Origin of the sequence: Methylovulum sp. (assembly GCF_028687615.1) — a bacterium.
In the GTDB taxonomy this organism is placed as follows: Bacteria; Pseudomonadota; Gammaproteobacteria; order Methylococcales; family Methylomonadaceae; genus Methylovulum.
Genome location: NZ_JAQTZU010000032.1, coordinates 1 through 20,158 on the forward strand (window position 1 = coordinate 1; position 20,158 = coordinate 20,158).

Annotated in this window: 28 protein-coding genes; 4 read left to right on the forward strand and 24 right to left on the reverse strand. The window is 46.8% G+C overall.

What is annotated here, in order from left to right; all coding sequences use genetic code 11:
• The 4 genes from PHH59_RS14875 to fetB all read left to right on the forward strand — a co-directional run.
• Positions 1–633 (forward strand): hypothetical protein (locus PHH59_RS14875; protein WP_300017900.1); only part of this gene is annotated, 633 nt, incomplete at its 5' end.
• A gap of 136 nt (positions 634–769) precedes the next feature.
• Positions 770–964 (forward strand): LysR family transcriptional regulator, encoded by a 195-nt coding sequence (locus PHH59_RS14880; RefSeq protein ID WP_300017903.1) that lies wholly within the window; start codon positions 770–772, stop codon positions 962–964.
• Between the two features lie 1,452 nt (positions 965–2,416).
• On the forward strand, positions 2,417–3,079 hold the full coding sequence (locus PHH59_RS14885) for an ATP-binding cassette domain-containing protein (protein ID WP_300017906.1): 663 nt from the start codon (positions 2,417–2,419) through the stop codon (positions 3,077–3,079).
• Positions 3,066–3,857, forward strand: coding sequence for an iron export ABC transporter permease subunit FetB (gene fetB / locus PHH59_RS14890; RefSeq protein WP_300017909.1), 792 nt, complete (start codon positions 3,066–3,068; stop codon positions 3,855–3,857). The genes PHH59_RS14885 and fetB overlap by 14 nt, the downstream gene beginning before the upstream one ends.
• 257 nt (positions 3,858–4,114) lie before the next feature.
• Here fetB and PHH59_RS14895 read toward each other — a convergent pair whose 3' ends face one another.
• The 24 genes from PHH59_RS14895 to PHH59_RS15010 all read right to left on the reverse strand — a co-directional run bounded on the left by PHH59_RS14895 (position 4,115) and on the right by PHH59_RS15010 (position 20,117).
• The gene (locus PHH59_RS14895; RefSeq protein ID WP_300017912.1) at positions 4,115–4,591 is read right to left on the reverse strand and encodes a PIN domain-containing protein; all 477 of its coding nucleotides are present in this window, start codon (positions 4,589–4,591) and stop codon (positions 4,115–4,117) included.
• A complete protein-coding gene (locus tag PHH59_RS14900) occupies positions 4,563–4,802 on the reverse strand; it encodes a hypothetical protein (protein WP_300017915.1) in 240 nt (79 codons plus the stop codon). Before PHH59_RS14900 ends, PHH59_RS14895 begins: the two co-directional genes overlap by 29 nt.
• A 36-nt stretch (positions 4,803–4,838) precedes the next feature.
• The gene (locus PHH59_RS14905; protein WP_300017918.1) at positions 4,839–5,183 is read right to left on the reverse strand and encodes a DUF2281 domain-containing protein; all 345 of its coding nucleotides are present in this window, start codon (positions 5,181–5,183) and stop codon (positions 4,839–4,841) included.
• Between the two features lie 38 nt (positions 5,184–5,221).
• A complete protein-coding gene (locus tag PHH59_RS14910) occupies positions 5,222–6,049 on the reverse strand; it encodes an NYN domain-containing protein (RefSeq protein ID WP_300017921.1) in 828 nt (275 codons plus the stop codon).
• Positions 6,049–7,995, reverse strand: coding sequence for a heme lyase CcmF/NrfE family subunit (locus PHH59_RS14915; RefSeq protein ID WP_300017924.1), 1,947 nt, complete (start codon positions 7,993–7,995; stop codon positions 6,049–6,051). The genes PHH59_RS14910 and PHH59_RS14915 overlap by 1 nt, the downstream gene beginning before the upstream one ends.
• 125 nt (positions 7,996–8,120) lie before the next feature.
• Positions 8,121–8,837 carry a YebC/PmpR family DNA-binding transcriptional regulator gene (locus PHH59_RS14920; RefSeq protein ID WP_300017927.1) on the reverse strand — a complete coding sequence of 239 codons (717 nt, stop codon included), beginning with the start codon at positions 8,835–8,837 and terminating at the stop codon, positions 8,121–8,123.
• A gap of 318 nt (positions 8,838–9,155) precedes the next feature.
• Entirely contained in the window at positions 9,156–9,890 is a 735-nt protein-coding gene (locus tag PHH59_RS14925) for a DUF3465 domain-containing protein (RefSeq protein ID WP_300017930.1), read from the reverse strand.
• The gene (locus PHH59_RS14930) at positions 9,887–10,093 is read right to left on the reverse strand and encodes a hypothetical protein (RefSeq protein ID WP_300017933.1); all 207 of its coding nucleotides are present in this window, start codon (positions 10,091–10,093) and stop codon (positions 9,887–9,889) included. The genes PHH59_RS14925 and PHH59_RS14930 overlap by 4 nt, the downstream gene beginning before the upstream one ends.
• 31 nt (positions 10,094–10,124) lie before the next feature.
• The gene (locus PHH59_RS14935; protein ID WP_300017936.1) at positions 10,125–10,373 is read right to left on the reverse strand and encodes a DUF2442 domain-containing protein; all 249 of its coding nucleotides are present in this window, start codon (positions 10,371–10,373) and stop codon (positions 10,125–10,127) included.
• Positions 10,370–10,594, reverse strand: a complete 225-nt coding sequence (locus PHH59_RS14940) for a type II toxin-antitoxin system HicA family toxin (RefSeq protein ID WP_300017939.1) — start codon at positions 10,592–10,594, stop codon at positions 10,370–10,372. The genes PHH59_RS14935 and PHH59_RS14940 overlap by 4 nt, the downstream gene beginning before the upstream one ends.
• A complete protein-coding gene (locus PHH59_RS14945; RefSeq protein ID WP_300017942.1) occupies positions 10,587–10,838 on the reverse strand; it encodes a type II toxin-antitoxin system HicB family antitoxin in 252 nt (83 codons plus the stop codon). Before PHH59_RS14945 ends, PHH59_RS14940 begins: the two co-directional genes overlap by 8 nt.
• Positions 10,839–10,868: 30 nt before the next feature.
• Positions 10,869–11,303, reverse strand: a complete 435-nt coding sequence (ccmE, locus tag PHH59_RS14950; protein ID WP_300017945.1) for a cytochrome c maturation protein CcmE — start codon at positions 11,301–11,303, stop codon at positions 10,869–10,871.
• Positions 11,300–11,464, reverse strand: coding sequence for a heme exporter protein CcmD (gene ccmD, locus PHH59_RS14955; protein ID WP_300017948.1), 165 nt, complete (start codon positions 11,462–11,464; stop codon positions 11,300–11,302). The genes ccmE and ccmD overlap by 4 nt, the downstream gene beginning before the upstream one ends.
• Entirely contained in the window at positions 11,461–12,225 is a 765-nt protein-coding gene (locus tag PHH59_RS14960) for a heme ABC transporter permease (RefSeq protein WP_300017951.1), read from the reverse strand. The genes ccmD and PHH59_RS14960 overlap by 4 nt, the downstream gene beginning before the upstream one ends.
• Positions 12,226–12,374: 149 nt before the next feature.
• Positions 12,375–13,268, reverse strand: coding sequence for a hypothetical protein (locus PHH59_RS14965; protein ID WP_300017954.1), 894 nt, complete (start codon positions 13,266–13,268; stop codon positions 12,375–12,377).
• A gap of 57 nt (positions 13,269–13,325) precedes the next feature.
• Positions 13,326–14,000, reverse strand: a complete 675-nt coding sequence (gene ccmB, locus PHH59_RS14970) for a heme exporter protein CcmB (RefSeq protein ID WP_300017957.1) — start codon at positions 13,998–14,000, stop codon at positions 13,326–13,328.
• Entirely contained in the window at positions 14,000–14,614 is a 615-nt protein-coding gene (ccmA, locus tag PHH59_RS14975) for a cytochrome c biogenesis heme-transporting ATPase CcmA (RefSeq protein WP_300018006.1), read from the reverse strand. Before ccmA ends, ccmB begins: the two co-directional genes overlap by 1 nt.
• A 139-nt stretch (positions 14,615–14,753) precedes the next feature.
• Positions 14,754–15,182: a PIN domain-containing protein gene (locus PHH59_RS14980; RefSeq protein ID WP_300017960.1), complete on the reverse strand. Its 429-nt coding sequence runs from the start codon at positions 15,180–15,182 to the stop codon at positions 14,754–14,756.
• A complete protein-coding gene (locus PHH59_RS14985; RefSeq protein WP_300017963.1) occupies positions 15,179–15,502 on the reverse strand; it encodes a DUF2281 domain-containing protein in 324 nt (107 codons plus the stop codon). The genes PHH59_RS14980 and PHH59_RS14985 overlap by 4 nt, the downstream gene beginning before the upstream one ends.
• 45 nt (positions 15,503–15,547) lie before the next feature.
• On the reverse strand, positions 15,548–17,578 hold the full coding sequence (locus tag PHH59_RS14990) for an ATP-binding protein (protein WP_300017966.1): 2,031 nt from the start codon (positions 17,576–17,578) through the stop codon (positions 15,548–15,550).
• 34 nt (positions 17,579–17,612) lie between these two features.
• Complete coding sequence (locus PHH59_RS14995) at positions 17,613–17,930, reverse strand: nucleotidyltransferase domain-containing protein (RefSeq protein WP_300017969.1); 318 nt, start codon at positions 17,928–17,930, stop codon at positions 17,613–17,615.
• Positions 17,917–18,393: an HI0074 family nucleotidyltransferase substrate-binding subunit gene (locus PHH59_RS15000; protein WP_300017972.1), complete on the reverse strand. Its 477-nt coding sequence runs from the start codon at positions 18,391–18,393 to the stop codon at positions 17,917–17,919. The genes PHH59_RS14995 and PHH59_RS15000 overlap by 14 nt, the downstream gene beginning before the upstream one ends.
• Positions 18,365–19,105 (reverse strand): 23S rRNA (guanosine(2251)-2'-O)-methyltransferase RlmB, encoded by a 741-nt coding sequence (gene rlmB, locus PHH59_RS15005; RefSeq protein WP_300017975.1) that lies wholly within the window; start codon positions 19,103–19,105, stop codon positions 18,365–18,367. Before rlmB ends, PHH59_RS15000 begins: the two co-directional genes overlap by 29 nt.
• A gap of 103 nt (positions 19,106–19,208) precedes the next feature.
• Positions 19,209–20,117: a glycosyltransferase family 9 protein gene (locus PHH59_RS15010; protein ID WP_300017978.1), complete on the reverse strand. Its 909-nt coding sequence runs from the start codon at positions 20,115–20,117 to the stop codon at positions 19,209–19,211.
• Between the last annotated feature and the right edge of the window lie 41 nt (positions 20,118–20,158).

Here is a 20,158-nt window from a genome sequence, read left to right on the forward strand (position 1 = left end):
CAGACCTTAACCCTATCGAACACAAATGGGCGCAACTTAAATCCATCCGTAATAAGTTCCGATGTTCCGTTGACGACCTCTTCACTGAGGCAGTTACAGGACATCTTTTTATATCGGATTAGCTATACTATTACCCAATTGTTGTTGCCTGCCAGTTTAAGCAATGCACTTAGCTCTGCGAAAGTGTACGTTACGCGTATGTTAATGTTGCCAACAGGTCAAGTGTTATTAGGTCTTAATGACTTACAATTATGGGTATATACCCCTGATGCTGCATCATTTCCTAGCTTGCGTCCTCTAATTGACTCAGTGACCTATAGTGGCCGTGGTCAGTTCTTGTTGACAGGAAAACGCTTGACCGGACAGTCCGCAGGTGGGAGCTATGGTGATGATGTGGAAAGTGACCAAAATTACCCGATTGTTCAGTTGAAAAATGGCAGAAGCGTTTACTACGCCAAAACGACAAACTGGAGCACTACTGATGTAGGTACTGGCAGAGCTGTGGTGACAACTAATTTTTGTTTGAAACCTAGAACACCTGCGGGAACCTATTCAATGGTAGTAAGTGCCGCCGGGCTTAAATCCGCTGCGGTGACAGTGACTATCCCTTCGCGCGTACCGACCTGTCCATAATGGCTTAATGGATTGAGCGGTTTTATGTTATTTATGCCCAGTATCGGCTTTGCAAAAAACCGTTCAACATAATGCCTAATCAAAAAAGCCCCGCTGTTACCAACGGGGCTTTTTATTTTTATACAATAGCTTACCTATGAAATACCCTATCACCTTAGATGCCTTAGATGCCTTAGATGCCTTAGAAGTATTGGCGGCAATTGACCGCAAGGGCAGCTTTGCGGCGGCGGCCCAGGATTTATTTCGTGTCCCTTCAGCCATTTCTTACACCATACAAAAGCTAGAGCAAGATTTGGATGTGGTGTTGTTCCGCAAAGAAGGCCGCAAATAACTGGGGTCAAAATAACTGGGGTCAGAGTAAACTTAAAATAACTGGGGTCAAAATAACTGGGGTCAGAGTAAACTTATATACTGATCCGTTCTTTTCTTCCGCCAGCCGACAGGCCTACCCATTTTTTGGCGGCCATCCGCCGACCGCTCAAATTTTCTATTTCCGCTTTAAATCGCTCACTGCCAAGTGCCATACCTTTGTTTACTGGGGAATTCCGATTGGACACGCGCGGGCCAGTCTCGCCATTTGTTTTTCCCGAAGTCGATAGATATAAACATCAACGGTATAGCAGATGTTTAAATTTACTCTGACCCCAGTTATTTTCTCTGACCCCAGTTATTTTGACCAAACAAGTTAAACGCATGATGATTGAATCGTTTGTTTAAAAATTTAAATATCACAACCCAAACCCGTATTGGCTCACGATAGACGGTGTTTTGCCGCAGCTAAAATAGCACGGTGCAAATGACGGTGTTCGAGGAAACTGTATGATAAATAGCAACAAGCCCCTATAAAAAGGTAATAGTTATTTTGTCAGATTGTCATGATTCACCAGAAAGCCTTATCATGACTGGATTTCATTACTGACAAAAGCCTGACGAATCCACTGCAAAATAGTCTACGCACCCCCGCATTGTCAGGATAAAGTGAAATAAACACCCGATTAATCCATTGAAATATCCGCATAACCCAAGGAACAAAGCACACATGATGGAACTGATACCCCAAGGCATAGCCAAAAACCTAATTGCCTTTAGCGAAAGCCCTGCAACAGCAAACGGCAACCGAGTTGGAGCAAGCCAAGCAACAGGTTGAACTTATGATTTTAGGGGAGTAAAAAAACATGTTTTTTTACTCCGAAATCGCCAACCACATCAGCACCCCACGCGCCCAAGCCAAAGCCTTGCAACATAACTGGGGTCAGAGTAAACTTATATACTGATCCGTTTTTTTCTTCCGCCAGCCGACAGGCCTACCCATTTTTTTGGCGGCCATCCGCCGACCGCTCAAATTTTCTATTTCCGCTTTAAATCGCTCGCTGCCAAGCACCATGCCTTTGTTTACTGGGGAGTTCCGATTGGACACGCGCGGGCCAATTTCGCCATTTGTTTTTCCCGAAGTCGATAGATATAAACAGTATAGCAGGGGCTTAAGTTTACTCTGACCCCTGTTATGTGCTGACCCTTGTTATGTGACCCCAGTTATGTGATTTCATCCATGATCAGTTATGATTTTGTCCATGATCAGATTAGGCCGGTGATGCTTGGTTTAAGAAACTTGTATTCTACCTTTTCTGGTGATTTCTTTCGGTTTCATTAACAATGGAATCATTTTTTCCGTTTGGCGAAGGTGTTGGTCCATCCCTTAGTATTATTAGTAGGCCGCGCAAGAACTTATGGGATGGTAATATTTGCTATGATGGAACATTCCAAAACTATCCCAAATTGCGCCATGCCAGCCATCATCCGATTCGACCAGGCAACCGTCGCCGTCCGCGACAAAACCATCCTATCCAACTTCAGCTTTACGCTGCACACAGGTGAAAAAGCGGTGTTATGCGGCAAATCCGGCTCTGGTAAAAGCACGGTATTGAAAACTTTGCTGGGATTGCAAACATTGACTAGCGGCAAGGTTTATTTTCAGGAAAAACCGCTGGATTATTCTACGATACAAGCTATCCGCAGCCATACCGCCTACATAGGACAAGAACCCGTCTTAGGTGCGGACACGGTACGTGACGCGCTGTTGCTGCCCTTTCAATACAAAGCCCATCGTGACCATAAGCCGACAGACACACAAATCATGTCAATCCTGGAACAACTGCATCTACCCGCCGACATTTTGAACCAAGAAAGCAGCCGCATTTCCGGCGGTGAAAAACAGCGGCTTGCCTTAGCGCGTGGCTTGCTTTTGGGCAAAAACCTGTATCTGCTCGATGAAGTCACCAGCGCCTTGGATCCTGAAAGCAAACAAGCAGTGTTCGAGGTTTTTGCCAATCCCGAATTGACCGTGTTGTCTGTCGCGCATGACCCCGATTGGATAACTCGTTGTGATATAGCCTTGGAATTGGAAGAAGGCCATTTGACCCAGGAAACCCGTCATGAACACGCTTGATATTGCGTTGCCGCAGATGGCGGTGCTCTACGGCCTTTGCTTCCTGCCTTGGCTGCTGCTTTGGTTGATTGGCCTACGCCTCAGCCGCGACATACTCATCAGCATCCTGCGCATGAGCCTTCAATTGGCATTGGTCGGCTTTTACCTGAAAACCCTGTTCAGCCTAAATGACCCCAGGCTTAATGCCTTATGGATACTGGTCATGCTGACGGTTGCCGATGTAAGCATTTTGCAACGGGCGGGGCTTAAATTACGGTTTTTTGTGTTGCCCACGTTTATCGCAATTGCCTTTAGCACCTTGTTTGCGACTTTTTATCTGGTGGTGCTGGTCATCCAACCCCCGCATTTTTACGATGCCCGCTACATCGTGCCCTTGGCGGGCATGATCCTCGGTAACTGCCTGCAAGGCAATGTCATCGCCTTGGAACGCTTCTATTCGAGCTTACGCAAAAACGAGCAAGAATACATGACCTTTTTGCTGCTGGGCGCCACCCGTTGGGAAGCGGTGCGCCCTTACTACCGTGTCGCCATCAAGGCCGCCATCAGCCCGGGTATCGCCAGCATGTCCACGATGGGGTTAGTGTCACTGCCCGGCATGATGACCGGACAAATCCTGGGCGGCAGCGAACCCTGGCTAGCCGTGAAGTACCAAATCGCCATCATGATCTGCATTTTCACCAGCACCACGCTGGCCTGCATTATCAACCTAAAACTCAGTATGCGTAATGCCTTCAATGCCTATGATGTGTTGAAGGATGAGGTGATCGAAGCCCGCTAAACATACAAGCATAATGATCCAAACCAGGGCAAGCACATATAAATAAACAATGACTTACAGCGTTTTGAGTTTTCCGTATCGACAATACTTTTGGTAACGGCTGCTGGAACGGGTTTGTACCAACAGTAGGCGCATTAAGCGACCCGTTCCGTAACGTTTTAGTGCCTATTGGCTAACTTACAATGTTACGGTCGGAGTTTCAAACCCCGCCCTGCGTTAGAAGATTACCATGACGATGAACGGGATTAGTGGAGGAGCTATTTAAGCATTGGGGGTATTTTTGGCGAAGACGGAATAAGACGGAAAATATCAAAACCTAACAGCGAAAAATGATAATCAAAGGTAAAAACCTGCCTTATACTCAAACGCTGCATAGTCACAAACGATAAACAATCGGTGAAACTGACTTTTTGGTCTGCATATTTTTGGAATATCGCCAATGCTTCGTACTCATCCCATTCATTGCTGCGTTCAATAACGACCAGCTCAGAGACATAAATTTGCGCTGTTTTCCTACCTGCAAACGTATATTCGGTTCGCCGCCCTAAAAGCGTCGCCAATTCGTCAAGCACATGGTTGATGGTTACGATTATCCGTTGCTGAGTTTCTATTTCTTGCCACGCTATACAAGCCTGCTGATGACATTGATCGGCTTTATGGAATAGAGCCAAATAAGCCCCGTATCCACAAAAATACGGCGATCCTTCATGGTTGATCGTATAAGTAATGGTCATGGTTATCCGCTAAATCCGCCGGAGCATCACCTTCCCAAATATCATCATTTAAAAACGCGTAAGCGGTTTTGGTTGATGGTCCGGTCTGCTGGGTTTGTTGCCAAATCAGATGCTCAAGCAAGGTTTTGATGTGCTTTTTTTGCACAAGGCTGGCATGTTGATAGGCGGAAACAGCATCCGCATTAATATCTTCAATCTGTAAGCTTGGCATAGCCTTTTCTCCCAGTGTCCTGTTAATCGTATCGGCTTATAGCCCATCCAAAGGCGCGTCAAAATTGTCCGTCATTTTAAATGTCCCTTTTGCACAGCCGAATTTAGGAATTTTTTTGGTTTTTGCTTCGTCAATTTGCTTGGCAAGTAACTGGCGTTGTTCGGTTAATATAGCGCGGCGCAATTCACTCCTATAATTCTCCTGCGATTGAATCATCTCAATCATTTTTCGCAATTGCCGTTGTTCCAACCACTCCCATTCAATTGAACTTAAGTTGTAACCTATTTCTGCCTTCCGCAAAATGTAACTTAACGGATTACAAGCAATTTCATTACTGTAAGCTGTCGCTTGATATTTTTCCTTTAGTTTTTCGTAGGGCATCTTAGTTTGATAAGGAAGGTATCATCTGAAAAACAATTCTATTCATTAGATTCTTTATAGCGGATATAAATATTCGATCCGCTTTCAATATTTTTTTGTTGCACTTCAATATAATCCAGCGACCGGATCAATTTGCCCAGTTTGTCAAAGCCGTAATTTCTAGGGTCAAATGAACTGTCCACACGCGGGATATACGAGCCTACGCCGCCTAAATTGGCCCAGCCGTCTTCTTCTGAGGCGGACTCTATCGCTTCTTTAAGCAACTTTTTTAAGGTGGCGTCTTTGGATGGGTTCGCAATCTTGGTGGATTGGGTGTTTTTATCAGTTTGGCTAGTGGAAACAACCAAGTTATCTACTTTTTTTGATACGGTGGCGTTGGTTGCTATGGGCTTGGTTGGTTTCTTGGCATCATCAGCGGGATTCTCATCCATGATGGTTTCGGTAAAAATAAATTTATTACACGCCGCCCGGAAAGCTTCGGGCGTTAAGCGCCTGCCAATGCCAATCACTTCAAGCCCGGCTTCCCGGATACGGGTCGCCAATTTCGTAAAATCGCTGTCGCTGGACACCAGAAAAAAACCGTCAAATTTACTGGTATACAGCAAGTCCATCGCATCAATGATTAAGGCGGAATCCGTGGCATTTTTACCTGAGGTGTAGGCAAATTGCTGCATGGGTTGGATGGCGTGTTTGTTCAGCACCGTTTTCCAACTGCCTAGCCGTGTGTTTGTCCAATCACCATAACATCGCCGTGAAGTGACATCCCCGTATCGGGCGGCTTCGGTCAATATCGCGTCTATCGCTTTCGCTTGGGCGTTGTCGGCGTCAATCAATAAGGCAAACCTTTTGTTTTCATTGATGTTCATCATCCACCTGTAGATATTTTGGCAAGCCGATACCGCCGGTCACAAGCCGCGCACAGTCCGCCCACCGCCATAAACACCGCGCCTAGCCAAATCCAGCGGATGAAGGATTTGTAATAAATCCGCAGGCTCCACGCGCCTTCATCGCCTAGCGGTTCGCCGATGGCGACGAACAAATCCCGGAACAATCCGGCATCTATCGCCGCTTCGGTCATGGGCATGGTTTGCACTTGGTAGACACGTTTTTGCGGTTCTAACTCGGCGACTTGCTTGCCGTTGTGGCTGACGGTCAGGAAGGCTTGCTGGGCGACGTAATTGACGCCTTGGGTTTCTTTAACGCCGTGGAATTCAAAAATATAACCGGACATGTCCAGTTTTTCGTTAGGGGCCATGCGCACGTCTTTTTCGACGCTGTACACGGAGGTTAAGGTAATGCCCGTGACGAACACGGCAATGCCCAGATGGGCGATGGTCATGCCATAAAAACCGGACGGGATGGATGCCAGACGTTGCATGGAAAAACCTTGGCTGCCTAAGCGGTCAATAAATGCCAGCACGGCGATGGCTACAGTCCACAAGGCCAGCGTCAAACCCAACACCGCACCCCAAGAATAAAACGGCATCAGCAAGGGGATGGCTAGACCACCTGCGACACAGCCGCCGATAATCCAACGCAAACGTGCACCCAACGCCGCCAAGCTGTCTTTTTTCCAGCGCATCAACACGCCCAAACCCACCGCAAGCGACAAGGGCGCCATCAACGGGATGAACACGGCGTTGAAATACGGCGGGCCTACGGAAATTTTACCTAAGCCCAACGCATCAATGATGAGCGGGTACAGTGTGCCTAGCAAAATGCTGGACGCAGTGACGACCAGCAGGACGTTGTTCAGCAAAATCGCCGATTCCTTGGAAACCAGTTCAAAGGTCGCGCTGCTTTTGACATACGGGGCGCGGATGGCGTACAACAACAATGAACCACCGACGACTATCGCCAAAAAGATCAGCACGAACAGGCCGCGCGTCGGGTCACTGGCGAAGGCGTGGACGGAGGTCAACACGCCGGAGCGGACGAGGAAGGTGCCGAGCAAGCTCAAGGAAAAGGCAAAAATCGCCAACAATACTGTCCATGTTTTGAATACGCCGCGTTTTTCCGTGGCCGCCAACGAGTGCATCAAGGCCGTGCCGACCAGCCAGGGCATGAACGAGGCGTTTTCGACCGGATCCCAAAACCACCAGCCGCCCCAGCCGAGTTCGTAATACGCCCACCAACTGCCCAGCGCGATACCCAATGTCAGGAACATCCATGCCATATTCGTCCACGGGCGCGACCAACGGGCCCACGCGGCATCCAAACGGCCTTCCAGCAAGGCGGCGATGGCAAAGGCAAACGCCACGGAAAAACCGACATAGCCCATGTACAGCATTGGCGGATGAATCGCGAGACCTGGGTCTTGCAGCAACGGGTTCAAATCGCGGCCTTCGGGTGGCGCGGGGAAGAGCCGTTCGAACGGGTTGGAAGTCAGCAATAAAAACAGCAAGAAACCGATGGAGACCAAGCCCATCACACCCAACACCCGCGCCACCGTCGTTTCGGGGATGGTTTTGCTAAAACAAGCCACCAAACCCGTCCAACATGCCAGCACCAAGGCCCAGAGCAACAACGAGCCTTCATGCGCCCCCCAGACACCGGACACCAAGTACAGCGTCGGCAAGGCGGTGTTGGAATTGTGGGCGATGTACGCGACGGAAAAATCGTGGATTAGGCTGCTGTAAGTGAGGCAACCGTAGGCGATGGCGATGAACAACAATTGCCCGAAGGCGGCGGGCTTGGCGACAGCGATCCAGCCGGAGATGTTGCGGAACGCGCCGATAACCGGCATTGTCCCCAGCACGAAAGCCATGCACAGGGCGAGGATGAGGGAAAAGTGGCCTAGTTCTGGGATCATTGCGGTTGTCCTTGGCGCGGGTTTAGGTGGGTATTTCGTGGACAATAATGGATCATCCGTATCCTAAAATACCCAAAATAATGGGGGTTTACTTGAATGGAATTTAGCTGACTCTATCGGATGCCTCAATACTCGGCATCATGATAGACGTTCTGCACATCATCCAACTCATCCAGCATATCCAAAAATTTTTCAAATAAGATCAGATCATCACCGCTAATCGCCGTGGTGCCTTTGGGCAAAAATTGAATTTCGTCCACCTCAAAATCAACCTCGCCTAACAAATCCGCCAAGGCTTGTTTGGCTTTAAAATAATCGGCGGGGGGCGTGAAGACGGTGATTTTGCCCTCTTCACTTTCCACATCGGCGACATCGACATCAGCCGTCAGCAAGGCATCAAGAACCGCATCCTCATCATCATGCTTAAACGCCAAAATCGCACTATGGTCAAATGAATGGCTGACCGCGCCTTGTATGCCAATTTTTGCCTTGGTTTTCGTGAAACACTGGCGCACATCGTTAAACGTGCGGTTCGGGTTGTCAGTCAAACAATCGACAATCACCATGCAGCCGCCGGGGCCAAAACCTTCATAGCGGGCGGGCGCAAAATCTTCGCCGCCACCGCCTTTCGCTTTATCCAGGGCTTTTTCGATAACGTGGGCGGGTACTTGGGATTTTTTAGCCCGCTCGATCAGTCCGCGTAATGCCAAGTTGCCATCAGGGTCTACGCCCCCCGCTTTTGCGCAGACATAAAGTTCGCGGCCATATTTGCTGTAAACCTTTGCCTTGGCATCCGATGTTTTGGCCATCGACACTTTACGGTTTTGGTAGGCTCTACCCATTTGGTTATTGCTCCATTAAAAAGATAAAAATGCCGATTTTACAGTTAAGTATTTGGCTAGGGAAACTTTTAGTCTGCGTAGCCAAAGGGAATGCGTGATTTGGGAGTGATTGCGTAGGGCTAATGGTTTGAACAATAACTACCAGTATGAAACAGTAAACTGACAACATCTCTTTAAGGGACGTTATCAGTAAAGATGGTGTTTTCAGGGAAGTTAATTTTTGCCGTATCCTTGCCATTCCTTTTCAACGGCTTCAACGGCATTCATTTTTGCAACATATCGTACCGCCATTTTTTTGCGTCCCAGATAGGATTGCATTCATTGATAAGTTTGTCCGTTATGCTTTATCCAACCTTGGACATGATTGCCGTTGGGATCATGATGCGTCCAATGTATGACACCTCCTTTTGCATTCCATTCATACTCACCGTTAAAAGCAATGCTGTCACCTTCCTGAACGGCGTCAATTCTCCCTGCAAGGTCGATATTGTGGGCAATCAAAAGCGTTTGCCCGGAATTTAATCTGACAATAAATTTCTGATGTTTGTCGCCTTCCATATCATCCGGCAATATTTTTGAAATTATGCCTTCGCCTTCGACTTGAACATTACTCGTGCGATGCTCAAATACATTTTTTAAAATTAAATCGTGGCTACTATTTTTGCTTGCAGCAAGTTCAGTTGTATTACTCGGTTCAGTATGGACGTATAGTTTTAAGTTGCTATAGAAAATTGAGCCTAGCGCTACGAAAATTACCAGTGCGAATAGTATTATAACCCATTGGTTTTGTTTTTTATTTTGCATTTTACGCGGTGATTTTTTTGTTTTAACAAAAGCAACACCTTCAATTCTGGCATTAATTGCCTTTGTTTTTCCGTCATCACCTACATGAATTTGATAATAAATGACATCGCCAACAATAGGGCGGCGAGGCATATTTTTAAATGCAGAGATATGGATAAAGATATCGTTTTTTTGGTTTTCAGATTGGACAAAACCAAATCCTTTCTCATCGTTCCAGCGTTTTAATTTTCCGCTAATAATATCGTTCATTTTGGGTCTGTAGTTGTATCAACCTGCTGCTTCAAATTCGCCTTAACTTCTGGAGGCATGTTTTCATCATGTTTCGCCAACACTTCGGCTTTAGCCATCGCTTCGTTAGCTGTTGCGCCATATGTGAGTACGCCAGGAATTTCAGGCACTTCTGCCAGCCAACGCCCATCGGTTTCGAGTTCGTATTCAATATGAAAATTCATGATGTCCAAAAAGTAAAGTATTTCGTATCCATTAGGCTAATGGCTGCCCATTACGCCACAACTCATACTCACTAATATCAATATCTTCGTTCCAAACCACAGCATAACCGCCTGTGTCAACCTTAACCGATTTAAAAAAAGCTGCATTTTTCAATGGTAAAAACATAGCTTTGGATAACAAAGGCGTAGCATCGTATTGGCGTTTTTGTTGGTTATCAAATTCCACCAACAAAATATGACTGTCGATTGCTTGTACGGACTTTACTTTTGGGGGTTTCATTTTTTAATGCCCAACCAAGCATCCCGATCAATATCGGCTTGTTTCAATAATCTTTTCAATAAATCGACGCTGATTTCTTGCTTGTGCGGATTTGGCAAGGTTAAAACCAAGCGGCCTTTAATCATGTAAGGGTGTTTGCCTCCTTCGTAAGGGCCGCTAAAACCCAAGGCTTTTAAATTGGCGACTAGCTCTCGCCATGAAATAGGGCTTAATTTAGGCAACTTCTAACACCTTGGGCGTGATTAATCGACAACCATTTATTTCTGGTATGTCAATGCCTTGGCTGTTGCAAATCAATAGCCAACCTTCCAAATTACTCAGCAGGTTATCGCGGCATTCTTCCAAGGTTTTGCCGGATGCCCAAACGCCTTTTAATTGGGCGATTTCACCATAATAGGGGTCTTCATCGTCGATGATTTCGTAATGGGCGGTGGTCATTGCCGCTTTTAAATATTCTTCAATCATGTCTGTTTACCTCTGGATGTCTTAGCTTGCTTATTTGCCTTCAACCTGCTTCTTCAAACTCGCCTTAACTTCCGGCGGCATGTAATTTTCATCATGTTTCGCCAGCACTTCCTCGGCGATAAATACGCCGCGACCGTCCAATTTACCGTTAGCGACGATGCCTTGGCCTTCGCGGAACAAATCGGGCAGGATGCCGGTGTATTCCACCGCGACTTCTTTGCTGAAATCGGTGAGTTTAAAGTGGACAGTCAAACCGTCGCCCGGGCGTTGCACCGAGCCTTTTACCACCATGCCGCCTAAACGGAATAGCGCGTCTTTGGGGGCTTTGCCTGCCAGCACGTCGGTGGTGGAAAAAAAGTACATCAGGTTTTCGTTAAACGACTTCAGCGCGAAACCGACGGCAGTGCCTATGCCCGCCACCATCAAAATAATCAAAATCAAACGTTGTCTGCGTATCGGTTTCATGGGTTTTGTCGTTTTTGTTTATGAGCAAGCTGACGTAAAAATTGTTTGCGCTGGATGATGGGCAGGATGATGTTCGCGAGCAGCACAACGAAACAAATACCGTAGCTAGTCCAGACATAAAAGGCGTAACCGCCCATATTGAAGAATTCTTGTAGGCTCATAGTTTTTGCTCCAAGACCATTTTTTTTACCCAGTTTGCGGTACGTTCGCGTTGCAGCAATTCCAACCGCGTCCGTTGCAGCATGGCGATGAGGTAATAAAATTTGAACGCCACCGCCATCAACAACAACGGCACCAACATGCTGACGTGGATGGACGGCTTGTCCATTTTGGTGACGGTCGGGCCTTGGTGCAGCGTACTCCACCATTCCACCGAGTAATGGATGATAGGGATATTGACCACGCCAACTAACGCCAAAATCGCCACCGCTTTGGAGGCGGTGCGTTTGTCGTCGATGGCGTTGTACAGGCCGATCACGCCCAAGTACAGAAACAGCAAAACCAATTCTGATGTCAACCGCGCATCCCAGACCCACCAGGTTCCCCACATCGGCTTGCCCCACAGCGAGCCGGTCACCAAGGCGATAAAAGTAAAGCTCGCGCCAACCGACGCGCTGCTGATGGCGACGATTTCGGCCAGCTTGATGCGCCAGATCAATCCGATTGCACCCGCCAGCGCCATCATCACATAGATGAACAGCGACATCCACGCGCTAGGTACATGGATATAAATGATGCGGTAGCTGTCGCCTTGTTGGTAGTCGGGCGGGGCGAGATACAAGCCGCCGTAGAGCCCGCAAGCCAATAAAATAAGGAAAATAGCCACTAGCCAAGGCATGAGTTTTTCGGTGAGGGCGTAAAAATGCGGTGGCGATGCCATGCGATGGAAGAATCGGCCTACCGGATCGGGAATGAGGAACATAAAATTACGGTGTCAAAAATGAAAGCCCTTATTGTAAGGGATAAACAGATTTTAATGTCTGCTAAAACATGACTACCGTCTTATATAGAAAAAGGTTCAAAACCCACACGCAGTTTGCTTTGAACCTTTCGGAGGATGGGGTGACTTTATTAAGCCTTACAATAAGAAGGAATCCAGCTTTTTTCAACCATGTAATCAGGTACTTCATTAAAATCAAACGCTTCGCCGTCTTTTACCATCTGTTCAATATCAAACAGTACGCCGACTTCTGGAATGTCGGCAAAGAACATTTTGTACAAAGGCCGCACCATCATTTTTGACGCTTTCGTGCCGATAGGGCCGATAAAGTTGCGGCGTTGTCCGACATGGGCGATTTCGTCGATGGTGATTTCGTCCAGCAAATCATGCAAACGTTGGCGCACTTCCGGCTCGTCCACCAATATGTCATCAAACAAACGGTGCAGGTGGAAATAATAGGTCACGCCCATCAATTCGGTGACGAACGCTGGCGGGTCCATCAACAGGCCAGGCACTTTAGGGAATTGTTCGTAAATCCATTCTTTAAGCGGGCTAAGAGGGACCCATTCGACTTTATCCAAACCACAAGTGCGGAGCATTTCGTCAAACAAACGCCAATGGCAGAATTCTTCCGCCAAATGTACACGGCTGATTTTATCTTCGACGCTGTGCGAGTTAGCCATGTCCGGCACCACATCCCACGCGCCTTTAATGCCCACCCATTCGTGGCGGGCGAATTTATACATGCTGGTCAGCATCAAGGTCATGCGGTCTAACGATGTTAGATCGTCTTTTATTTCAATGTAATTACGGTAGAACGCTTCGGGTTCAGCCAACGGTGTCCGCAGTTTAACTGGATTGTCCTTAAAACTCTGTAGCTTGGCGCGTTTTTTGGCTAAATCTTTTTCCGCTTCGTACAGCTCACCGCCGTGGTTTTGGGTAAACTCCCAATATTCGGCAAAATTTTCCTGCCTTTGTTGTTTGTTTGCTGGTGTAAAAATGGACAAAAACTTATTAGACCCCATATTGCCTCGCTCCAGTTGGTATTGAATAGTTATTAGAATATCACTTCGGAAAACCGCTTAACTCACACTCATTTTTAATGCCGCCGCCGTAGGCCACGGAGCTAAAACCAAAGCCATCAACAACATGGCGATCAAAATATTGATTTGCGCCGATATGGGCAAACCGCCAGCCGCCATTTCCACGGCATTGCTGGCAAAAATCAGCACCGGCACATACAAGGGCAGCACCAGCAGCGACAAAATCATGCCGCCGCGCCGCAACCCCACCGTCAAGGCAACGCCAATCGCGCCGATCAGGCTTAACACCGGTGTGCCCAATAACAAAGTCAACAATAACACGCCCAAGGACTCGTTTGGCATGCCTAAAAACACCGCCAGCAAAGGCGCGATCAGCAATAAAGGCAAGCCCGTGACCAGCCAATGGGCGAACACTTTGCCTAAAATCAAAATCGAGACCGGATGCGGGCTGAGCAGCATCTGTTCCAGCGAGCCGTCATCAAAATCTGAGCGGAATAAACTATCCAGCGACAACATCGCCGCCAGCAAAGCCGACACCCAGATAATCCCCGGCGCAATCGCCTGCAATAAATGCGGCTTTGCGCCCACGCCGAGCGGAAACAAGGTGATGACCAGTACGAAAAAGAACAAGGGGTTGGCAATTTCGGAACGGCGGCGTAAAGCGAGAAGCAAATCGCGGCGGATGATGGCAAAAAAGGCGGTGGCTAAGGACATCAGGCTAAATGGATACGTTGCACGTCGGTAGTGGGCAGGTTTAAATCATGGTGTGAGCTTAGCACAATCATACCGCCTTGGTCACAATGCTCAGCCATTAAATGCTCAATCAAAGCAATGCCTTGCTTGTCCAGCGCGGTGAACGGTTCGTCTAAAATCCACAAGGCATTGTGGGTGATTAACAGCCGCGCCAAGGACAAGCGGCGTTTTTGTCCGGCAGATAGGGCTTGCGCGGGCACATCATCAAAGCCAGCCAATTGCACCCGCGCCAACGCGGCTTGAATATTGTGCGTGCCAACTTGTGCCAAAGCCAGCGACACGGTCAGGTTTTCCAACACCGTCAGCTCTTTTTTGATGCCATCCAAATGCCCGACGTAAGCCATATCGATGCGGTACTGCACGGACTCAATCGGTTCGCCGCACCAACGCACTTCGCCCGCATCGGGTTCGCGGAAGCCGCATAAAATCCGCAACAACGAAGTTTTGCCGCTGCCGTTTTTGCCTTCCAAGAGTAAAACTTGGTTGTTTTTTAGGGTAAAGTCCAAGCCGCTGAACAATACCCGGTCATCGCGGATGCAGCTTAGGTTTTGGGCTTGTAGGGTGTGGTTATCGATCACGTAGTTTAGTGGGGTTGCGGCTTAACTGTCGCATAGCGGGTTCAATTTCTTTAATCTATGAAGGGTTTTTGGAAACTATAACCTAAAGCCGGAGATTACGCCAAGGTGAGGCAAGCAGAACCGGTTGCCGATACGGCTATTCCGGCAATAAATTGGTAAAAGGCTGGTGATTTTTCCAGCGGTAAGTATGGAAATCGCGCTTATCAGTAGAAACAATGCGCCCATGCCCTAGCTCTTCTGCCAATAATACCAGCGACGCATCTGCCAAATCCATTGGCAAATCGGCGTATTGTCTCATCAGTTCCGTAAGCCGTGGCAAATGCGCGTCATTTAATGAGAATGTGAAAAAATTGCCCTGTTGTTGCAAGGTTTGTAACAAGGCCAGAAATTCAAAAGCCAAACGGATGTTTTCCCTACGCATTAATAAATGCAAGGCTTCGGTTAACACCGGAAACGTGGTGATTAACGGCTCTTTGCAGGTCATCAGAAACGCTTTGCAAACGGCATGGTGATAATCCTTGCGATCAAATAATCCAAACCAATAGCCGCTATCGACAATAATCATTCCGTTACGCCGTGCTTAAACGAAAAATCCAACTTTTCCTTGTAGGTAGTCGAAAGCTGCGCATCCGACTCAATACAGCCAATCAAGCCCGCTTGCTCAAAAGCCTGATAAATGGGCGATACCGTCTTGTCATCGCTGATTGCCGCTTGGCCTTCGAGCACGCCAGCCAATGTCTGGGAAGCACTTTGACTGACAGTGGTTTTAGCAAGTTTTTGCGTGGATTTGCTATGTAAAAATTCAATAAAATCCAATGCTTCTTGTTGTTCTTGCTCAGGGAGCATTAACAGTTGTTGGGTGATTTCTTGGGGGGATAGGGTCATTGGCATCACCTGTTTTTCTTTACCAAAATTTAAGGCTTGCCCAACTTAATTCGTTGGCAAACCAAGCTTATCAAAAAATGCCCGATTACGTGCTTTGGCTGCATTGATTAATTTGTCGAAAGAAATGACTTCTATGTACGCCTTATAATTTTTATGGTAACCAAAGTACCCCATGTGATCGCTGGTTATAGTTAAGTTATGAAATTCACAACGGTCTACCATTGAGGGTGTTAAATCACAAATCACATAGCAGTAACCAGGAATATCCTCAGAGTTTGGGATTGGCCTACCATTGGCTGTTGTAACTTGACCTTTTCTTATCCGGTTTAAATAACCTAGAGCCTGTTCAATCGGGTCTTTTTCTTCACCTGATTTTGCGTCATTTCGCATTGGACGCTTTATCTCAATGACGGTTATCGAAGCTAAAGGAAGATTGGGTTTTTCTGAAACAAGAATGGGGTTATCGCAGACATTCAGAGCGCAAATATCAGGCTCCTTAGTTGAGTTGGCTCCTGTAATTGGCATTGCATTAAGGGTCTTATCTGATGCCAAGTAGTTGTGGAAAGCCAGCCTTTCATCAACAAGCCACAAATTGTATTCGTCCATTAATACATCATTTGAGTCTTTTCTCATGGGCATGATTAGCCCGTGAATTAAATCTTCTCTAGCATACCGGCCTGTTTCGGTTCGCTGAATTGATTTTTCAAGCAAATCAATGATGACTCGACGATGAGAAACATAATTGGCAAGGTCAGATTTTTTTATATCCTTTGCAATTTGAAGGTATTGATTCAATCTTTCTTCATAATCATCAAAGTCATTATCAAAACTTGCCATTATTTGATGCCCTTGCTCAAGCATGTTTCTCTCAACTTCCGCAAGATGCTTATGAAGGTGCAGCTCTAAGTCTTTATCTGAAATGTTAGGGTCAATTGCCAAATCATTTTGACAAATATGGGCAATGATTGGTCGATAACGCGGGGCTTTTTCTGAGACAAATTGATCGATTCTATTTATTGCCGCCTGTAAATTTTCTTGAAGAAAATCTGCTAAATAAAATTTAGACCTTTCTAATACCTGATTACGAAGTTCTTTTAAGGTGATTTCAGAATCTGAAAAAATTTCGTCAACATTTAAATCTTCGGAAAGATTAAACGAGGTTCGCTCAGGACGAACCCTATCATCTAAGTATGAGGAGGATACATAGCAATTGTAAATAAACTCGCCATTTTCATCAGACAACTTGCCATGCAATCCAGGGATTTTTCCGCCAATTGATTCTTCTTTAACTAATCGACTTGCCGCACATAACGATAAGCCATGTTTTTTACTTGAAGAAGCCCTAAATTTAATATGGATTAAATCAAAATCGAAGTTTTTTATTGTTATACTTTCCGAATAAGCGGATTCGTGCATATAAGTATCGTAAAGATCATTTAAATAAATAACCTCATTAACGTCTTTTACTTTTATATTGGGAACACCTTCGGGTCTAACGAAATACCACAAACAATGTTCAAGTAAGGCACGGGCAATACTATCAATTGTTTTAGGCGCAACATCCCGATATTTTTTATCAAATTCCTGCAATTCAACATGTGTCTTCAGTTCAATATTATCGCTATTGCTCTCTTGAAGTAATTTGACCCCATTTTTAGCATCAAAGCCAATAGTGCGAGATTTAAAGTTATTTTGAGAATCTTCAAATACACTATTAATTTCAATATGAGTAAAAGCCTTTAGCCAAAGTAAGCGACCAACACCTCTACAGCCTTTGTCTATTTTGTGGTCAGAATCCAAGGTTTGAAATGACTGCATATTTGCATCATTGAAGCCAATTCCATTGTCTTCAATGATGAACCCCCTAATTTCGGTGGGAATTGTGCCAGCTTCTGCAAATTGTAACTGTCCAACTCTTTGAATTTTTAAAACGATTTGGCCTGTTGTCGTTAAATTGCCCCGTTCCTCTAAGGCATGAATTGAGTTCACAACAGTTTCAAAAACTGGTAAAAGCGCATGACTTTTCGGCAAGTCGGTATTTCTAAGCCTTCCTAGTAAATTTGTCTGTAAACTCATAAGCTAATCTTTATTGAATTTTGCGGGCGATTAATTATAGATTTAGGCTTGCGTCCTGCACAACCACCTTATCCCGCCCAATAATCTTTTGAAATTCTTCGCTTATTGCCGCCCAATCGACAATATCAACCCGAATCGCCAAATTGGATTCGTCAAACGCTTCGTTAAGCGCGGCTATTACCGACAAAGACAACGGCTGTTGGGTGATGATCGCCAAATCCAAATCTGAATAGGGCTTGGCTTTGCCGGTGACGCGCGAGCCGAATGCCCACACGGCGTAGTCCGGCACATGGGTTTTAAGGATTTGGCGGACTTCATCCCAATCTTGCGGGCTTAGGTCAAGCTTGGGCATCGTCTTGGCTTCGGCTGAGCAATTGCTGGTGCAGGTATTTCGCTTCTGCCAAAAAATCGAAGGCGATTTTGTAGACGGCTTCGGCTTTGCTACGGTTGTAGGTGTGGCTGGTGTTGGAGCGTGCTTGGCGGTAATCGCGCCAGGTTGGCCAATCGGAGCGTAGCAGGCCTTTTTCGTTGCCGATACGGATGATGGTTTGGAAAGTGCTTAGGTCGATGGCTTCTGGATTCGCCGAGGTGGTTTCGAGATGGCGCACCAGCATTTTGTGGCTTAATTCGTAAGTGAATTCAAAGCATTGAATGACGGAGTTGCGGAATTGTTCAAACAGCTCTGCATCATTTTCCGCCATTTCCGAGGTGGCAAAGGCGATGCTTTTTTCGAGTTGCCGGATGGCATCGGCTAGCGGCGAAAAATCAAGCCCCATAAACCCACCCTCATCCACGCCGTTGCCGCAAGATTTCATACAACAACACCCCCGTCGCCACCGACACGTTCAGGCTTTCCACTTTGCCCAGCATCGGCAGTTTCACCAACACATCGCATTGTTCGCGGGTCAGGCGGCGCATACCTTTGCCTTCCGCACCCAGCACCAAGGCCAGCGGCACGGTCAAATCGGCTTGGTAAACGGTTTGCTCGGCTTCGCCCGCCGCACCGAAAATCCATAAGCCCTGGTCTTTCAGCCAGCGCAGGGTGCGCGAGAGGTTGGTGACTTGGTAAACGGGGACGGTTTCCGCCGCGCCACTGGCGACTTTGCACACGGTTGGTGTGATGCCGGTGGCGTTGTCTTTGGTGATAATCACGCCGTGTACGCCGGTGGCATCGCAGCTACGCAGGCAGGCACCGAGGTTGTGCGGGTCTTGCACGTTGTCCAACACCAAAAACAGCGCGGTTTCACCCAGGCTTTGCACGGCGGTTTTCAAATCGCTTTCCGACAATTCGCCGGGCATGTCCACTTCAATGACAATGCCTTGGTGGTTATTGCCTTCCGCCAATTTGTCGAGTTTTTTGCGTTCGAGCTTTTCCGGCTCTATGCCTAAATCCAGCAAGGCTTCAATGGCTTGATTTAGGCGTTTGTCTTGGCGTTGCTCGTCTATCCAGGCTTTGTTGATGGATTTTGGCGAGTAGTCGAGGGCGGCTTGTACGGAGTGTAAGCCGTAGAGTTTGGAGGATTTCATTATTCTATTTTGATTAACTGGCTTTTTAATGTTTGGGGGTTACAAACTTTCACATCGTCCATTGCTTTTTTAACCCGATCAATATGGGTTGGCCCTATCACGATTATTTAGGAAAGATGCCTAATGATTCTACATAATTTTTTATGTCTTCAGGCCGTATCGCTTGGGTACAAGGGCAAAATGTCTTGTTTTTTCTGCAATCGCTACAGTTTTTATCTAATACAAAAACTTTCGCATGTTTCCCTATGGGCTGCCAACGCCCTGGGTGTATAGGCCGCATGGGCGGGTAAATGCCCAAGGCATGTTTTTGTAAGGCGGCGGCAATATGCAAAGGCCCCGTGCTACAGGCGACCAAGCCATCGCATTCAGCAATCAATGAAATAAATTCAGGCAGGCCCATTAAGCCGCTGATGTCAGTGACTCGTTCCCCTACTTGGTCTAGTAATGGTTGCAAATCCGCTTTCTCGCCGGACGTACCTGAAATAATAATTTGAAATTTATTGGTGTCCAGCAACTTAACCAATGTCACATAATGATCTAAATCCCATTCCCTCGCATTGCCGCGCGATTTGGGATGAAGGATTATTTTAAATTTATCCGCTTGCAATAAGGCGGCAAAATGTGGCGGTAAAACAGGCAAGCGGCTCATGTCTGTTAATTCGGCAATTTCTGGCAAGGAAAAATCGTGGTTTATGCCAAAAGGTTTTAACAACTTTAAGTTTAATTGTGCTTCATGAAGAGGGGAGCGGTTGCGGCTCAGCTTGACCAACTTGTTGCAGGTGGGCCAATGATACCAACGGTTTGTTGTCCCTATACGCCAGGGAATTTGTAATTCTTTGGCCCGTTTAGCAATTTCGGGGCGGGGCAGGACATGCAGCAGACACTGTGGCGGTTCGCCAGCCAAACTGACCTGTTGCTTTAGAAAATCATCTTTATCAATAAAAACATCAACATACTTGCAAGACTCAATAATGGCTTTTGTATACGGTGTCCCCATGATGCCAATGGTCATAGTGGGGAAGTGTTGTTTTAATACGGCGGCGAGAGGGAGCG

What these genes read in the sequence shown, in the direction of transcription:
- PHH59_RS14880 (WP_300017903.1), top strand. Translation starts at nt 770, where the DNA reads ATGAAATACCCTATCACCTTAGATGCCTTAGATGCCTTAGATGCCTTA.
- PHH59_RS14885 (WP_300017906.1), top strand. Translation starts at nt 2,417, where the DNA reads ATGCCAGCCATCATCCGATTCGACCAGGCAACCGTCGCCGTCCGCGAC.
- fetB (WP_300017909.1), top strand. Translation starts at nt 3,066, where the DNA reads ATGAACACGCTTGATATTGCGTTGCCGCAGATGGCGGTGCTCTACGGC.
- PHH59_RS14895 (WP_300017912.1), bottom strand. Translation starts at nt 4,591, where the DNA reads ATGACCATTACTTATACGATCAACCATGAAGGATCGCCGTATTTTTGT.
- PHH59_RS14900 (WP_300017915.1), bottom strand. Translation starts at nt 4,802, where the DNA reads ATGCCAAGCTTACAGATTGAAGATATTAATGCGGATGCTGTTTCCGCC.
- PHH59_RS14905 (WP_300017918.1), bottom strand. Translation starts at nt 5,183, where the DNA reads ATGCCCTACGAAAAACTAAAGGAAAAATATCAAGCGACAGCTTACAGT.
- PHH59_RS14910 (WP_300017921.1), bottom strand. Translation starts at nt 6,049, where the DNA reads ATGAACATCAATGAAAACAAAAGGTTTGCCTTATTGATTGACGCCGAC.
- PHH59_RS14915 (WP_300017924.1), bottom strand. Translation starts at nt 7,995, where the DNA reads ATGATCCCAGAACTAGGCCACTTTTCCCTCATCCTCGCCCTGTGCATG.
- PHH59_RS14920 (WP_300017927.1), bottom strand. Translation starts at nt 8,837, where the DNA reads ATGGGTAGAGCCTACCAAAACCGTAAAGTGTCGATGGCCAAAACATCG.
- PHH59_RS14925 (WP_300017930.1), bottom strand. Translation starts at nt 9,890, where the DNA reads ATGAACGATATTATTAGCGGAAAATTAAAACGCTGGAACGATGAGAAA.
- PHH59_RS14930 (WP_300017933.1), bottom strand. Translation starts at nt 10,093, where the DNA reads ATGAATTTTCATATTGAATACGAACTCGAAACCGATGGGCGTTGGCTG.
- PHH59_RS14935 (WP_300017936.1), bottom strand. Translation starts at nt 10,373, where the DNA reads ATGAAACCCCCAAAAGTAAAGTCCGTACAAGCAATCGACAGTCATATT.
- PHH59_RS14945 (WP_300017942.1), bottom strand. Translation starts at nt 10,838, where the DNA reads ATGATTGAAGAATATTTAAAAGCGGCAATGACCACCGCCCATTACGAA.
- ccmE (WP_300017945.1), bottom strand. Translation starts at nt 11,303, where the DNA reads ATGAAACCGATACGCAGACAACGTTTGATTTTGATTATTTTGATGGTG.
- ccmD (WP_300017948.1), bottom strand. Translation starts at nt 11,464, where the DNA reads ATGAGCCTACAAGAATTCTTCAATATGGGCGGTTACGCCTTTTATGTC.
- PHH59_RS14960 (WP_300017951.1), bottom strand. Translation starts at nt 12,225, where the DNA reads ATGTTCCTCATTCCCGATCCGGTAGGCCGATTCTTCCATCGCATGGCA.
- PHH59_RS14965 (WP_300017954.1), bottom strand. Translation starts at nt 13,268, where the DNA reads ATGGGGTCTAATAAGTTTTTGTCCATTTTTACACCAGCAAACAAACAA.
- ccmB (WP_300017957.1), bottom strand. Translation starts at nt 14,000, where the DNA reads ATGTCCTTAGCCACCGCCTTTTTTGCCATCATCCGCCGCGATTTGCTT.
- PHH59_RS14980 (WP_300017960.1), bottom strand. Translation starts at nt 15,182, where the DNA reads ATGATTATTGTCGATAGCGGCTATTGGTTTGGATTATTTGATCGCAAG.
- PHH59_RS14985 (WP_300017963.1), bottom strand. Translation starts at nt 15,502, where the DNA reads ATGACCCTATCCCCCCAAGAAATCACCCAACAACTGTTAATGCTCCCT.
- PHH59_RS14990 (WP_300017966.1), bottom strand. Translation starts at nt 17,578, where the DNA reads ATGAGTTTACAGACAAATTTACTAGGAAGGCTTAGAAATACCGACTTG.
- PHH59_RS14995 (WP_300017969.1), bottom strand. Translation starts at nt 17,930, where the DNA reads ATGCCCAAGCTTGACCTAAGCCCGCAAGATTGGGATGAAGTCCGCCAA.
- PHH59_RS15000 (WP_300017972.1), bottom strand. Translation starts at nt 18,393, where the DNA reads ATGAAATCTTGCGGCAACGGCGTGGATGAGGGTGGGTTTATGGGGCTT.
- rlmB (WP_300017975.1), bottom strand. Translation starts at nt 19,105, where the DNA reads ATGAAATCCTCCAAACTCTACGGCTTACACTCCGTACAAGCCGCCCTC.
- PHH59_RS15010 (WP_300017978.1), bottom strand. Translation starts at nt 20,117, where the DNA reads ATGACCATTGGCATCATGGGGACACCGTATACAAAAGCCATTATTGAG.